This is a genomic window from Candidatus Nomurabacteria bacterium (assembly GCA_023898625.1).
Classification (GTDB): Bacteria; Patescibacteriota; Saccharimonadia; order Saccharimonadales; family JAGQNJ01; genus HK-STAS-PATE-36.
Genome location: CP060231.1, coordinates 287014 through 300988 on the forward strand (window position 1 = coordinate 287014; position 13975 = coordinate 300988).

The 13975-nt window shown below is 40.4% G+C and carries 18 protein-coding genes; 9 read left to right on the plus strand and 9 right to left on the minus strand.

The genetic code is table 11. The features are described 5' to 3' along the window. Positions 1 to 26 precede the first annotated feature (26 nt). Positions 27 to 701 (minus strand): DUF1361 domain-containing protein, encoded by a 675-nt coding sequence (locus H6793_01490; GenBank protein ID USN95818.1) that lies wholly within the window; start codon positions 699 to 701, stop codon positions 27 to 29. Positions 702 to 733: 32 nt separating this feature from the next. Between H6793_01490 and H6793_01495 the strand changes: the two genes are divergently transcribed. The 5 genes from H6793_01495 to H6793_01515 are packed head-to-tail and all read left to right on the plus strand — an operon-like array spanning position 734 to position 4568. Then, entirely contained in the window at positions 734 to 1366 is a 633-nt protein-coding gene (locus tag H6793_01495) for a CDP-alcohol phosphatidyltransferase family protein (protein USN95819.1), read from the plus strand. Then, entirely contained in the window at positions 1356 to 2006 is a 651-nt protein-coding gene (locus H6793_01500; protein ID USN95820.1) for a PHP domain-containing protein, read from the plus strand. Before H6793_01495 ends, H6793_01500 begins: the two co-directional genes overlap by 11 nt. Then, on the plus strand, positions 2003 to 2554 hold the full coding sequence (locus H6793_01505; protein ID USN95821.1) for a CDP-archaeol synthase: 552 nt from the start codon (positions 2003 to 2005) through the stop codon (positions 2552 to 2554). Before H6793_01500 ends, H6793_01505 begins: the two co-directional genes overlap by 4 nt. A gap of 8 nt (positions 2555 to 2562) precedes the next feature. Then, a complete protein-coding gene (locus H6793_01510) occupies positions 2563 to 3285 on the plus strand; it encodes an ABC transporter ATP-binding protein (GenBank protein USN95822.1) in 723 nt (240 codons plus the stop codon). Then, positions 3285 to 4568 carry an ABC transporter permease gene (locus H6793_01515; protein USN95823.1) on the plus strand — a complete coding sequence of 428 codons (1284 nt, stop codon included), beginning with the start codon at positions 3285 to 3287 and terminating at the stop codon, positions 4566 to 4568. The genes H6793_01510 and H6793_01515 overlap by 1 nt, the downstream gene beginning before the upstream one ends. Positions 4569 to 4624: 56 nt before the next feature. Here H6793_01515 and H6793_01520 read toward each other — a convergent pair whose 3' ends face one another. Further along, the gene (locus H6793_01520) at positions 4625 to 5353 is read right to left on the minus strand and encodes a PIG-L family deacetylase (GenBank protein ID USN95824.1); all 729 of its coding nucleotides are present in this window, start codon (positions 5351 to 5353) and stop codon (positions 4625 to 4627) included. 2 nt (positions 5354 to 5355) lie between these two features. Further along, complete coding sequence (locus H6793_01525) at positions 5356 to 6396, minus strand: bifunctional phosphoglucose/phosphomannose isomerase (protein ID USN95825.1); 1041 nt, start codon at positions 6394 to 6396, stop codon at positions 5356 to 5358. Positions 6397 to 6464: 68 nt separating this feature from the next. On the opposite strand from H6793_01525, the gene H6793_01530 reads away from it, so the two are divergent. Further along, positions 6465 to 7079, plus strand: coding sequence for a hypothetical protein (locus H6793_01530; GenBank protein ID USN95826.1), 615 nt, complete (start codon positions 6465 to 6467; stop codon positions 7077 to 7079). A gap of 1 nt (position 7080) precedes the next feature. Here H6793_01530 and H6793_01535 read toward each other — a convergent pair whose 3' ends face one another. After that, entirely contained in the window at positions 7081 to 7566 is a 486-nt protein-coding gene (locus H6793_01535; GenBank protein ID USN95827.1) for a hypothetical protein, read from the minus strand. Between the two features lie 104 nt (positions 7567 to 7670). Here H6793_01535 and H6793_01540 point away from each other — a divergent pair, with 104 nt between their 5' ends. Next, positions 7671 to 7928, plus strand: a complete 258-nt coding sequence (locus H6793_01540; protein USN95828.1) for a hypothetical protein — start codon at positions 7671 to 7673, stop codon at positions 7926 to 7928. A 52-nt stretch (positions 7929 to 7980) separates the two neighbouring features. After that, entirely contained in the window at positions 7981 to 8238 is a 258-nt protein-coding gene (locus H6793_01545; protein ID USN95829.1) for a hypothetical protein, read from the plus strand. Between the two features lie 103 nt (positions 8239 to 8341). Here H6793_01545 and groL read toward each other — a convergent pair whose 3' ends face one another. From groL to H6793_01565, 4 genes are all read right to left on the minus strand, one after another. Continuing rightward, positions 8342 to 9994: a chaperonin GroEL gene (gene groL, locus H6793_01550; protein ID USN95830.1), complete on the minus strand. Its 1653-nt coding sequence runs from the start codon at positions 9992 to 9994 to the stop codon at positions 8342 to 8344. 23 nt (positions 9995 to 10017) lie between these two features. Then, the gene (locus tag H6793_01555) at positions 10018 to 10287 is read right to left on the minus strand and encodes a co-chaperone GroES (GenBank protein ID USN95831.1); all 270 of its coding nucleotides are present in this window, start codon (positions 10285 to 10287) and stop codon (positions 10018 to 10020) included. Positions 10288 to 10385: 98 nt separating this feature from the next. Beyond that, entirely contained in the window at positions 10386 to 11273 is an 888-nt protein-coding gene (locus H6793_01560; GenBank protein ID USN95832.1) for a hypothetical protein, read from the minus strand. Between the two features lie 10 nt (positions 11274 to 11283). Then, a complete protein-coding gene (locus H6793_01565; protein ID USN95833.1) occupies positions 11284 to 11919 on the minus strand; it encodes a hypothetical protein in 636 nt (211 codons plus the stop codon). A 104-nt stretch (positions 11920 to 12023) separates the two neighbouring features. On the opposite strand from H6793_01565, the gene H6793_01570 reads away from it, so the two are divergent. Continuing rightward, positions 12024 to 12446: a hypothetical protein gene (locus tag H6793_01570; GenBank protein USN95834.1), complete on the plus strand. Its 423-nt coding sequence runs from the start codon at positions 12024 to 12026 to the stop codon at positions 12444 to 12446. Between the two features lie 199 nt (positions 12447 to 12645). Here H6793_01570 and H6793_01575 read toward each other — a convergent pair whose 3' ends face one another. Then, positions 12646 to 13938 carry a UDP-N-acetylmuramoyl-L-alanyl-D-glutamate--2,6-diaminopimelate ligase gene (locus tag H6793_01575; protein USN95835.1) on the minus strand — a complete coding sequence of 431 codons (1293 nt, stop codon included), beginning with the start codon at positions 13936 to 13938 and terminating at the stop codon, positions 12646 to 12648. Positions 13939 to 13975: the final 37 nt, after the last annotated feature.

The following is a 13975-nucleotide window of genomic DNA, read 5'->3' on the forward strand; positions in this document are numbered from 1 at the left end:
AGAGGTAGTATAACAGATAAATTTGTCTAGTTACTACGAATAATTTCTATTAGATGATAGATAACAGCGTAGGTAGAGCCTAATAACACGTAAAAAACCCCTGTCACTACAAACGTCAGCGTATACGACCCTGGATTAATAATTCGATCGGATACATCAAAAATTAATCCCATAGGATTGATAACGACATCCCAAGTATTCCAGCGTAAGTATCTTCCTAAATAAATCGCAAACCCAGACAACAAAAGCGCTAACTGCGCTAACCAATAGGCAGTATATTCAGAGACATACTTTTTGATTAAAGTATGGACAATGTACAGACTAATATAGCCAAGAAGCAATCCGTTAATCACAAAGGATATAATTAATGCTGTATCATACAATAAACTAACCTCACCACTGCTCTGAAGGTGTATCAAATCAGTCATTAAGTAAAAACTATTAGGCAAAAATAACAACCATAATAACCCGACAGCAACCTCTTTCCAGGTTGGGATTTTTCTTCTATCGGTCAGAAACTTAAGCCAAACGGCTAGTAATAAGGGTATCCAGGCTAAAAACAGATTCCACGACAAAAACCATAATCTCCAACTTTCAGAAGCTAATATCCTAATGATTAGCAAAACCAGACTAACACAACTTGAAACCAACAAAGTACTCAGAACATCTCTTTGTGCCTTTGCGGACCACATACGCTTCATGTATTTACATTTTAACAGGTATAATGGAATCCATGAATAATCTAATTGATCAAACTCGACAACAAGTTCGCCGTGTAATGAATTCCATGGCATCAATAATCAATAGGCTATCCCGAGGGCGCGTTACTCCAAATATGATTACAATACTGGGCTTACTGGGTCATTTTCTCGTAGCGTGGCTAATAGCAAATCAAGTTTTTATATGGTCGGGCATACTATTGGTAATCTTTGGCTTATTAGATGCCATAGACGGCTCACTTGCACGTATTCAGGGTAGTGCCTCCAAGAAAGGTATGTTGCTTGACTCCATTACCGACCGGATTAAAGAAGTTGTTATATATGCTGGAATTGCATACGCGCTAGTCACCTCTGGTGAGATTTTTTATACAGTTTGGGTGGTTATTGCGTGTGGGTTATCGATAATAGTCAGTTACATTAATGCGTGGGGTGAAGTTGTATCAAAGAAATCAAATAAAGCAAGCTCACACGAAACAAATACAACCTTCCGAAACGGAATAATGACATATGACGTACGCATGTTTACGCTAGTAATTGGTCTGTTAAGTGGCTACTTAAAGCAAGCTGTGCTCGTAGTTGCTATACTATCTTTAGTGACCATTTATCAGCGTTTTTCTTTAGTAGTAAACAAAGTAGATGATGTATAAGGTTGACCTCCACACCCACTCAATTGCCTCTAAAGATGGTGGACTAACTCCATCGCAATACCGTCAATTTATTGAAGACGACAAACTGGATTATATAGCCATAACAGACCACAATACCATTGAGCTAGCCGCAGAGCTAAAAAGTATGCTCGGTGAAGCAATTATAGTGGGCGAAGAAATAGATAGTAAAGACGGGGAGATAATTGGTTTGTACCTCAAGAAAGCCGTTACGCCAGGCATGTCAGCAACTAAAACTGCTCGTGCCATAAAACAGCAAGGAGGCTTGGTATATATCCCTCACCCATTTGAGACAGTTAGACATGGAATTTCAAAAGCAACACTAGAGAAAATTATGGATCAAATTGATATTATCGAGATATACAATGGGCGAGCTGTTTTTCAAAATAAGGGACCGGAGGCCACGACATTTGCCAGGCTAAACAACATACCTTGTGCCGCCAGCAGTGATGCTCACGGAGAAAAAGGAATGGCTTCTGTGTATTCCCAGATATCCCATAAACCAACTAAAAATAATCTTCCTACACTACTTCGAACCGCACACTATTCAATGGTGCGACCGCCACTCAAAACCTTACTTTATCCAAAGATAAATCGTATAAGAAAGAGACTCAAGCCTTGATTGATATTATCATCCTTGCTTTATGGTTTTTTGCACCCGCTGGCATAGCAAACGCCACGCCTGTTTTTGCCAAAAGAATCCCTTATCTACGTAAATGGAAAACTCCCCTAGATTTTGGAAAATCATTCAAAGGAAAACGAATATTAGGAGACAACAAAACATGGAGAGGCTTTTGCTTTGGCGTAATACTTGCCAGCCTAGTTTTTTGGCTACAAAAGTACCTTTACATACATAATGATTTGATTAGTAGTTTGATTAAGCTGGATTATGCAAGTTTACCTATAGGTTTAGGAATTTTACTTGGCATTGGTGCCTTGTTGGGCGACGCCATTGAAAGTTTTTTTAAGCGTCAACTTCGGATTCCTTCTGGTGAAGCATGGTTTCCCTTTGATCAAATAGACTACATAATCGGTGGAATACTGCTATCGTCGCTAGTAATAACTCTTACTCCCCTGCAAAATGTTACAGTGCTATTAGTATGGTTCGGTTTGCATCTAGTTTCTAGTTATGTCGGCTACTTACTAGGACTAAAAGATAAACCAATTTAAAGCATGTAATGCGTTTATCTGATACACTCTTTAATGTGCAAACAACAAACTCATCATTAATATCCGTGAAAAATCTTTCTAAAGTTTATGGCAAAAAAGAGAATTCATTCAAGGCACTCAAAGGTGTATCGCTTACCATAAACAAGGGTGATAGTTTAGCAATTATTGGGAAGAGTGGCTCTGGCAAATCTACATTAATGCATATTCTTGCCTGCTTGGACCGTCCTACATCTGGAACTTATCTATTCGAAGGTAAAAACGTAAACAAACTTAAGCCTGCCGAACTAGATAGATTGCGGAATGAACGATTTGGTTTTGTGTTCCAGCAATTCTTTATGAATGCCAATGATACAGTTATAGATAATGTTGCGTTACCGTTAAAAATTGCAGGCGTAGGAAAAAAAGAACGACAAAAACTTGCTCTAGAGACATTAGCTCAGGTTGATTTGAAAGATAAAGCAAAAAACCGTGCAAAAAACTTAAGTGGAGGACAGAAGCAGCGCGTCTGCATTGCTAGAGCTTTAATAAATAGGCCTGACGTTCTCTTTGCAGACGAACCAACGGGTAACCTTGATAGCGTAACCGGCGCACAAGTTGAAGATATTTTGTTTAAACTTAATAAAGAGCATGGCATCACACTAATAATCGTTACGCATGATGATGATTTGGCAAAGAAATGCAATAAGCGGGTTTATATAAAAGATGGCTTGATTAAGAAAGACGAAAAGTAATGCGAATTTGGGACATCATACTAACCGCAAATTCAAACTTAGCTAAAAGTAAATTACGGACTTTTTTGACAATTTCTGCTGTTTTTATCGGGGGTTTAACCTTAATGCTGACCAACGGTGTCGGAGCCGGGCTAAAAACATATGTTGACAAACAGGTTGATGCGGTTGGAGCCAAGGATGTTTTGCTGATTTCAGCAAAAAGCCAAACCAACGAAAACCCCATCGCCAACGCCAAACCAACGGAATACAACCCAGACGCTCGTCCTACTGGTCAATTTGGGCAAGCATTGCTAACATCAGAGGATCTTGCCACTATAAAATCGGAGCCAGGGATAAAGTCGGTTGTACCTCTGTACAATATTCAAGCCGAATACATGACTACGGGTGACAAAAAATGGAATACTACAGTAATGCAAACTACTGAAGGAGTAAACTATCCTGTATCTAGTGGCCGTAGAGTTAATGTTACGGGCAAAGAGCGTGAGGTCACCATACCTACAGAATATGTGTCGGCTCTTGGTTTTGAGTCACCAGAAGATGCATTGAATAAAAAATTGACTTTTGGCTTCAAGAACGCCCTTGGCAAACAATTCACTTTAGATGCAACAATTGTGGGAATCCAAGAAACCAGTATCATTAATGGTAGTCAGGTAACTAGCAACATCTCTTTTGCTAAACAAGCAAATGATGCTATGACTCAAGGGATCCCAGAGTTTCAAAAAGATCAATACATGATTGCATTCGCCAAGTTTGATAATAGTTTTACTGATCAACAAATTAATGACCTTAAAGCAAATCTATCCAAAAAGGGGTTTGATGCAAAAACCCTGGACGATCAATTAGGCATCATAACAAGTATTATTAGCGCCATAACAACCTTCCTTAATATTTTTGCCGGAATCGCTCTAGTGGCAGCTACTTTTGGTATTATCAACACCTTGATGATGGCAGTAGCTGAGCGAACCAAAGAAATAGGACTAATGAAGGCTTTGGGCATGAGAAAATTAAAAATCTTTGCCTTGTTTAGTTTTGAGGCCATCTTGATTGGTTTTTGGGGTGCACTCGTTGCCTTAGGTGTAGCAAATATTGTGGGTCGCATTGGCAGTAGTATCGCTTCGGAAACTTTATTTAAAGATTTTGATGGGCTCAGCTTATTTTCTTTCCCTTCCCTTCCAATGATAGGCATTATTTTGGTAATAGTTGCTATATCATTTGTTGCGGGCACGTTACCAGCACGTCGGGCTAGTAAACTCGACCCCATAGAAGCACTACGCTACGAATAATTATTTGTACATATTTATGGTCTTAACAGCTCGCCCAAAACAGATTCTCCTACGATTTAAGAATTGTATTTAATAAAAGCTTCGGTAGAAAAAGCACTAACTAATGTACCTCTATCAAAGATATCCATCATCTTCTGAGTTTGTGACGGCATTGCCTGCAGTGCACGATACTTTATATCGAATAATTCTTTGTCAAGATTAAGGCAAATGTCACAATCTTTTTCTTTTTTTAGCTTCGGATGATCGATATTAAAAAAGAAGTTAAGACGTTCATCGAGCCTAATTAGCGACGCTTCGTATTGCTCAGTTGTTATAACTGCTTGATATATTTTTGCTTTTTTCTCTGCACTAATATTAGCTTTGGTAACCCATTTATGAACTGCTTGATGGTCGGTGTGACCGGTTAGGCCATCAGCACCGAAAGTTAATATAGTATCTGGTTGTATTTTGTTAATAAATTGTCGTATGGTCTCGATCGCGACAAGGTTGTTTGATTTACAAAGCCCATCTTTATATCCAAGCCAATGATGCTCGGTAATTCCTAGAATTTTATAAGCCTCGTCATGCTCTGCTTTACGAATTTCTGCAAGCTTTGACCTTGGCCATTTTAGCTCATCTTGAACACCCTGCTCGCCACTAGTGGCTGTTAAGCAAACTACTCTTTGGCCATTAGCTATGGCATTCGCCAAAATACCACCAGAAGAGAAAGTTTCATCATCCGGATGAGCCCAGACACCAAGAATCACACCAAGCTTTTTTATATCTTCTGGAGTACGTAATTTCATAGTTAATTGAGTTCATTTTTAAGTTTTTCTATTAGTTCCACGGGTGTGGGGTCAATATTATTTAACAAAGCAAGATACAAACTTACAAAGTCACCTAATGCTACAGTAAAAAATAACCTCTCTATAGGCGTCTCTCCCAAAACATTAACAACTATCGGAGTAGGCATTTTACCAGAAAGAAGTTTACTTGTTAGCGAAAATCGCTTTTTTATCCGAGGATGATCAAAATCTGAAACCAAAAAAACTGGGGCATATGGTTTTTGAATTGGATGACTAGACCACCCAAGAAACTCGTTGTGATTAAACTCAGGAAACTGGTTACACCAGGCAATGTTTTTTGCATTTTCATTAAAGCTAATCTTCCATTTATATGCTCCTGGAAACAATTTGGTGCTAGAATAAACCACCGGGGATTTACCAACAACATCAAGTACGATTTGTTTTGCTAGATTTCTACTAGTTGGTACTTGTGGTAACCAGCCTTCAATATGTGTTGGTAGATTTTTGGAGCTCCTTTCAATAGCACTTATTTCGCCATCTACTAATGACGTTGATGCCATCACCTCAGCTAAAGCTCTATACTGATAGCCAAAAGTAAATCGTGGTTGATATCCAATTGGTAGTTTGAGGTGAGGTACATTGTTTTGTATAGCCAACTCCTCAAGCTTACCGCCAGATGATATAGCCACCACCATAGGCCGGGAGTCAGCAAATTGTTCACCAAATGCTTGTTGAAAAACGCTTATCACTTCTTCTGTGTTTCCTGAATAGCTTGAACATATCAACAAAGTATTTTCATTCACCCTGTCTGGTAGCTCGTAATCTTGAAGTGTAGCGAACGGAACATTAATACTGCTTGTATTTGCATAAGCTTTGCTAGCAAGACCTGACCCCCCCATACCAGCCACTATAACTTCATGTATTGTTTTTGAGGGATTCCAACTAAATCCAAAATTATGTAAATATTGGTCTGTTTGATTTTGTGCTATGCCTAGCGCATCACTTTTATCTCTTTGATGAATATACTTCAGGTCATCTAACACGTACGCCTCCTAGAAAATTCTTTTGCTTATAACAATATTTTGCTACTATATGTAGTATAAACTATTATGTGAGTAATCAAGTAGGGGGTGACATGTTTGGGCAAGGCAATAATAAAGATGAGGGAGCAAACCCTCCAATCAGCAATAAACCAGTAAATAATGGACTACTCGGCATTGATGATGATAACGACGATGTGGTAAGTTCTACCGTTTCAGGGTCTCAGTCAGTATCAACGCCCACAGTACAACCATCATCAACACCGCCAATCCCAGACACTCCAACAATTAGCGTCACTGATGAACCAAAGGAGAGTATTTCCCCAGAATCTACTAACAATACCCCATCATCTTCAACAGCCTTCTCGCCAGTAGATGACCCGTACTCAACACCGCCAGCTTATGCTCAAAACTCGATTACCAACACACAGACCACAACAGACGATTTGGCAAATATTAAACGCCAAGCTCTGCAAGATCTTACTCCATTAATTAATCATCTAGACCAAAATGCAGAAGAGAAGTTTAAAACTACTATGATGATGATACAGGCATCTGATGACAAAGACCTAATACCAAAAGCATACGAATCGGCTAAAGATATCTCAGACGAAAAAAAGCGCGCACAAGCGTTACTAGATATTGTCAACGAAATTAACTACTTCACTCACAAAACTGAGGAATAATCTACTCCTCAGTAGCACCAGTTCTAGGAATTTCTGGAGTTTCTGGACCTGTTACTGGTGTTGTCGTGGAGCTATGTGTATTCTGTTGGCTACTTGAAACACCTGCATTATTTTGAGGGCTAGTTGATGTTGACGAGTTTGCTGTAGTACCGCCATCGTTACCAGAATTTTGGTTGTTCTGGTTAACATTTTGGTCGCCTTGGCTTTGCTGGGAGTTATTACTTGGGCTAGAGCCGACTTGCTCATTTGGAACTGATTGGCTGGAGCTATCGACAGTATTCTTATTAAATACTTTTTGATAAACCCACCTTCCGCCAAAGAATATAACAACAGCAATTAACAGGGTTATGGTAAGTGCAACTAGCATCAATAACCAAGCTATACCACGTCGTTCCTTGTGTTCTGCTTGATAATACTCTTCAACTTCTGCTGGTATTTGCGAAGCAACAGGTCGTGTTCTGTTGCGATTCCATGGCATTTTAACCATATCAGTCTCCTTAGATAACCATATTTTACTGCTTTTTGATTATTTAGTCAATAACTTGATATAGTATATTGTGCTTTTGTCAATTTTTATGTTATAATATAGCTATGCCAAAAGAACATTTCTCTAGAGAGGAACTTGTTGATTTTTATAATAATCAACGACGCTCGGTTATGGGAGACCAAGGCGAGTTAAAACGTAGATTTTTCGATCCTAATAATGATAAGGTCATTGATGTTAACGATCCGGATATGAACCGACTTGTCGGTAAAATAGACGGCCAGTTGGGCATGTTGGCAAACTTAGCCTATTTCATTGAGCAAGAACCGATACCTGACAATATAGAAGACATTGACAAAGCTTAAGTATTTTGATACACTAGCAATACTGCAAGCTAAAATACACAGGAACCAAACAATGAACGAAGAAAATCTACCCAAACCAACAGAAGACGCATATGCTGATCTGGTCACTCAAGCGACTACTCCAGAAGAAGCACAAGCTCTTGAAGAGATGCGACAGCAAGATTTAAAAGAACGCCAGGAGTCTATCAAGGATATTGCTAATCGCCCATTACCTGAGATAAGCCCTAATGGTATCGCACTATTAGATGGTGAAGACCCAAAAGACGGAGATGAACCACCCGAATATGGCCAAGGTGGCCCACGCGCATAGTCAAATAACGCCCCTTACTGCACCCGCAATAAAACATTCTGCAAACAAAAACACCCTAGAGATTAAACTAGAGCGTTTTTTAGGCAGAACAACTACTCGACGATTACATCATCCCCATTCCACCACCCATACCCATTCCACCACCCGCTGGCATTGGAGACTCTTTTTCTGGTACATCAACAACTAAAGCACCCATGGTCATACTTGTTCCGGCAATCGAAACAGCATTTTGAATTGCCTCTTTTGTTACCCTTGTTGGGTCAACAACCCCATTAGATTTAAGGTCTACTAATTTACTTGGGCTATTCACATTGACACCTTGGCCTGCTTTTGCTTTTTTGACTTGTGGCAACCACTCATCTGGGTTGATTGCAGAGTTAAGCATCAAGATTCTGAATGGCTGTTCTAAAGCACTCTTTAGAAGTTGAGCGCCAGCAGAACTTGAATCATGACCACCAATTTTGATGGTTTCTGCTAGATTCACCAGTGTTACTCCACCTCCAGGTACGATGCCTTCTTCAAGTGCCGCCTTTGTGGCTGCAACTGCATCATCAACACGGAACTTCTTCTCCTCAATCTCTGTCTCTGTTGCACCACCAACCTTAATTACCGCTACTTTACCTTGCAATGAAGCACGTCGTTTATCCAACTGCTCTTTGTCGTACTCACTACTAGCATTATCGGCCTGTCCAACAATCTGGGTAATTCTTTGTTTTACATCTGTTGCTCGTCCTGCACCTTCAATAATTGTTGTTTCATCCTTTGTGACAATAATTTTACGAGCAGTTCCGACAACATCAAGCTCAACGTTTTCGAATGTCATACCTTGTTCTTCGCTGATTACCACACCACCAGTTAGTATTGCAATATCCTGCAAAACATCTTTGCGTCGATCACCAAAGCTTGGTGCTTTGACGGCGACTGTATTTAGTACTCCCTTTAATTTATTGAGTACAAGGGTTCCTAATACCTCGCCCTCAACATCCTCTGCGATAATTACAAGATCCTTTTTCCCAGCTTGAGCAAGCTTTTCTAGTAACGGAAGAAATTCTTGCACAGAACTAATCTTCTTGTCGGTAATTACGATTGCTGGCTTGTCGTATACTGCCTCCATGCGAGTCGTATCAGTGACCATTAAGGCACTTACATAGCCCTTATCGAAAGTAAAGCCTTCTACAACTTCACTTTCAAGCTCTAGGCTCTGACCTTCTTCAACTGTCACAACTCCATCTTTACCAACCTTTTCGATAACATCAGCGATCAAACTACCAATTTCACTATCACCAGCGCTAATAGTGGCGACTTCGGCGACCCGTTTCTTGTTGCTCTTAATATCTTCACTTAGACCACTTAACTTGGCAATTACATCTTGAGACGCTGACTCTAGGCCTTTTCTGAGCAACATTGGATTGTGACCCGCGGCAATTAATTTATTTGCCTCGCTAAGGATATGATATGTCAAGACAGTTACCGTTGTTGTTCCGTCACCAGCCACATCATTCATTTTATTTGCAGCTTGCTTGATAAGCTCAGCGCCAACCTTGTAGCCTAAAGTCTCGTCGTCTTTATCTTCAATCTCTACACCTTTGGCAACAGTTACTCCATCATGTGTAACAGTAGGGTTGCCATAAGACTTACTAATCACTACATTTCGACCTTTTGGTCCCATAGTAGTTTTAACTGCTTCGTATAAAATTCGCGCACCCTCTAGAACTCGTCGACGAGCATCTTCATCATAAAAAACTTTTTTTGCCATTTGTTAATTCTCCCCTTCTTGTCTTATTTAACAATTGCGATAATATTCTTTTTGTAAACTACAGTGTATTCATCAGCACCAAACTTAACTGTTGTCGCTTCATACTCATTCTTGTATATAATCTTGTCGCCAACCTTGACGCCCTTAACATCAGATCCAACCGCAACAACCTTAGCAGTCTTTGGCTTTTCTTGAGCAGAATCAGGAATATATAATCCGCTTGTTGTTGTAGTTTTTGTTTCTTCCGCTTGAACAACCACGTAATCTTCCATTGGTTGAATTTTATTTGTCATCTTATCCTCCTTATACTAGATTTTCAGTTGCAGTTAGCACTTATGCTATTAGAGTGCTAACTTTCAGCACTCACTATAGCCGATTGCTAATTTAGCTGTCAAGCATCGGATTGATTTTGGATTGAAGAATGTAAGATACTATCTATAAACTGTTTGGTAGCATTGGTTGGAATACACATAATCTCACGACCATCCTGCAGGGCACTAACCAACATACCCTCACGAACGACACGTATCTTGTAGTCGCTACCAACTAAACCAATCTCTTCTTTGCCCCACGGAACAACATTTAAAACCAACTTTTTCCCTAGGTTAATATCGAGAATAAATTCCCTATCAAACTCATCAGTTCTCGGCGAATCTTCGCTGGGTAATGTTTCGTGAATTGCAATATCGAATGTTGTTGACTCCCCTACATCATAGTCAATAACACCATATCTGCGAGCAATCAATCGATGCTTGGTTTCTAGGTCAATATCAAAAATCCTTGATGCTAGAGTGTACGTATTTGTTTGGGGAGTACTTAAATATTCAATCTGGGTTGGAATCATTCTTGGATCTTGCTCAGACTGTGGAATCGGGTATACTCTTGGAAAATCTAGACGTTCTGCTAATTGCTGAGCAGAAAACCCAGGAACCCTAGTGCCAGTACGTGGGTTAAAATACGTCACTTTGACTGCATTATCTATCCAAAAAACCACATCTTTTGGGCTAACCTGCCATTGATCTGTACAAATCTCAACACCTTGGTCTGGATTTGATAACCAAACTCCAGCCCCCGTAAAATCATTAGTATCTGCTGGTAGTCCAGTTATAACAATTCTGTCACCACTATTATTATCAGTAAACACTGAGCACTCTTCGTACAAATCAGTGTTAATAACAGCCGGCTCAAGCTCAACGCCTCTTATTTCGCGATATGCTTGAAAGTTATACAGTGTATCAAGCAAATAATCTTCTGGCTTCTGATGTAACATCTCGCTCATAATACCCTCGCTAGTTCTGTGGGACTATCGCCCACTCGTCAAGTTTTATTATGAGTTCTTCAGCGTAAGCTCTATCTAGTTGTCGGAGCTGTCTTTTGCTTACTCTATCTTGGGTTGTGCTTGATTGCATTGTTGCCTCTTCAATAGCAGACATTATGTCAATATCATCTAAAGAATATTCTACTTCTGAATGTAAGTCGCTGAGGTTAGGGAGCCATGCATGAATGCCTTGTTCGTCAATACGGCTATATCGCCACTCTCCTGACTTGCTCTGATGCGCCACAAAATAACTATCCGTTTTATACGGTAATGTTGAATAATCCTCTAAGAGCGAAGCTACAGCTTCTCTAACAGAACTATACTCATCGTTCATTCTTGCCAAAACCCTGATTTTCTCTACACCATAATCTGGCTTCCCGCCACTTTCTGTCAAAAGAACACTGAATAACTTCTCGTCAACTAAAGAGTGAGTGTCAATCTGCACCAGATCAACGACAGATTTTTGGGGTTTATCTGCCCGGTAGCTTCTAAGTGAGTCATTAAAAGCATCATCAACAACAAAGCCCAGCTGATCTACGAGATCAACAAACACTGGACTATCAGGGCCTAGCTCAAAATTACGGGATTCATCAAAACTACTCATCATGTACAATTATACAACAAATGTGACTTAGAAGCAATTGTTTGGTATTGACATTTTTTGATATTTGTGTTTAAATGAATTGTCCCATTTCCCGACTAACAAGGAGTATGATGGAGACAATCAAGGTAGATGGCGAAGCCATCGAAGTAGGAGATATCAAGTTCTCCTACACCAACGGCGTTGCGATGGCGCACCTGCCATCGGCCGTCGTTCGTACCTGGCTCCCCGCCATGTACGAGGTATACGGCTCGCGCGAGTTCTTCTCACGTGAGATCGAATCTTTCCGGGACACCGGAAGGTGGATATCGTTCACATTCGTGAACCACTCGCTTCAGAGCGAGGTCATGCGTGTGATCGTGTTGCAGTTGGTCGAGCAATCGGCTCAACTCCATCAGGAGCGTGAGCGAGCTCGTTCACGCAAGAACCATCCGTCCAACGGACGGAACTTGGTGGTGGCCAACCCTGACCGCTACCATGAGGCTTCGCCTCAGAAGTTCACCAACAAGCCTCCTTTCATGAGGCGTCGGTGAGCTAAGATCGCTGGGGGTGACCATGAGGGGTTGCAGGCCGGTTGACAACGTCGTCAACATCAAGGCCTGCGCCCCTCAGGTCGCAAGCGATTAACATCTACCAACCTGGGCAGTGTGCCACTCTTTCTATTACAGAAATCGAGAAAATCACTGCCCCTAATTCATATTTCATCATTCACACTAAACAGCTTCTTGGCTGTTATTTTTTTAGAACTTTTTTAGTCACATCTATATCACTCCAGGCAATCTTTTTGCCACCCATATTGCGAGTTGTTTGGTGTCCAATACCAGATATTATGACCACATCACCCTTCTTGGCATTTTTTAATGCCGACTCAATTGCTTTAGTACGATCAGCATACATGGTGACTTTTGAGCGATAATTCTTCTTAACACCACCGTAAACCGCTTGTCTGATTGCCTCAGCATTCTCAGTGTATGTTTCATCATCTGTTAAGTAAACTTTATCTGCGAGCTTGCTAGCTACTTCACCCATTTTAGGACGCTTTGTTTTGTCACGATCCCCAGTTGCGCCAAACACAATGTGTAACTTGCCCTTCCCTGCTAAATGGCGTGTTGTTGTTAGTACGCTTTCGATTGCCCCTGGAGTAACCGCATAATCAATTAAGACATGAAAATTTTGCCCTTCATCAATCGGCATCATTCGACCATTCACATAAGCTAAATTGGCAACTCCTTTTTCGATATCTTTGGGTGATAAACCAACAATTCGCCCCACAGCCACACCTGCTAGTACGTTATAGACATTAAAACCACCGATTAATGGAGATTTGATTTTGTAAACATCACCATCTATGGTAGCTAAGAAATTGTTACCTTTTAATGTTGATTCTATTTTCGATGCCCTCAAATCGCCCTTGTTAATTCCGTAGGTTACGGCAGTCTGAATATCGTGCTTAAAGTATTCTGCAGACTTGTCATCAGCATTGATAATTCCAGTTTTCAAACCATGTTTATTGGTGTTTGCTAGCTTAAAGAGTCTTTCTTTTGCTTTACGATAGTTTTCAAAAGTTTCATGATAATCCAGATGCTCTGGGCTCAAGTTTGTTAGCACCGCTAAGGTAAAAGGGATCCCCCAGACCCGCCGTTGCCACAAAGCATGACTAGAAACTTCTAAAACAAGCCACTCTACACCGTTATTGTTAATTGTTGATATCAAACGATTAAGTTGCTTAGCACTCCCTGTGGTCAATTGTGTTGGGTTTTCTTGTTCGCCTTCTCCATCACCAAAATCCACCGAAGCAGTGGTAATCATTGCTGTTTTATGACCCGCACTACGCAATATGCTAGCAATCAACATACAAGTCGTTGTTTTGCCATCAGTGCCAGTTACCCCAATAACCTTCAGCTTCTTTGCAGGATACCCTGACTTTTGCTGGGCAATAATTGCCTCGGCCCAGTGACCATACGGCTCTATGTGCTTAAACGCTCCTTTTGGTATTATTGATTTAACCAGTTTTCGGCTATTCATATTTTAATAATACAACTGGTCAACAATAATCAAAAAT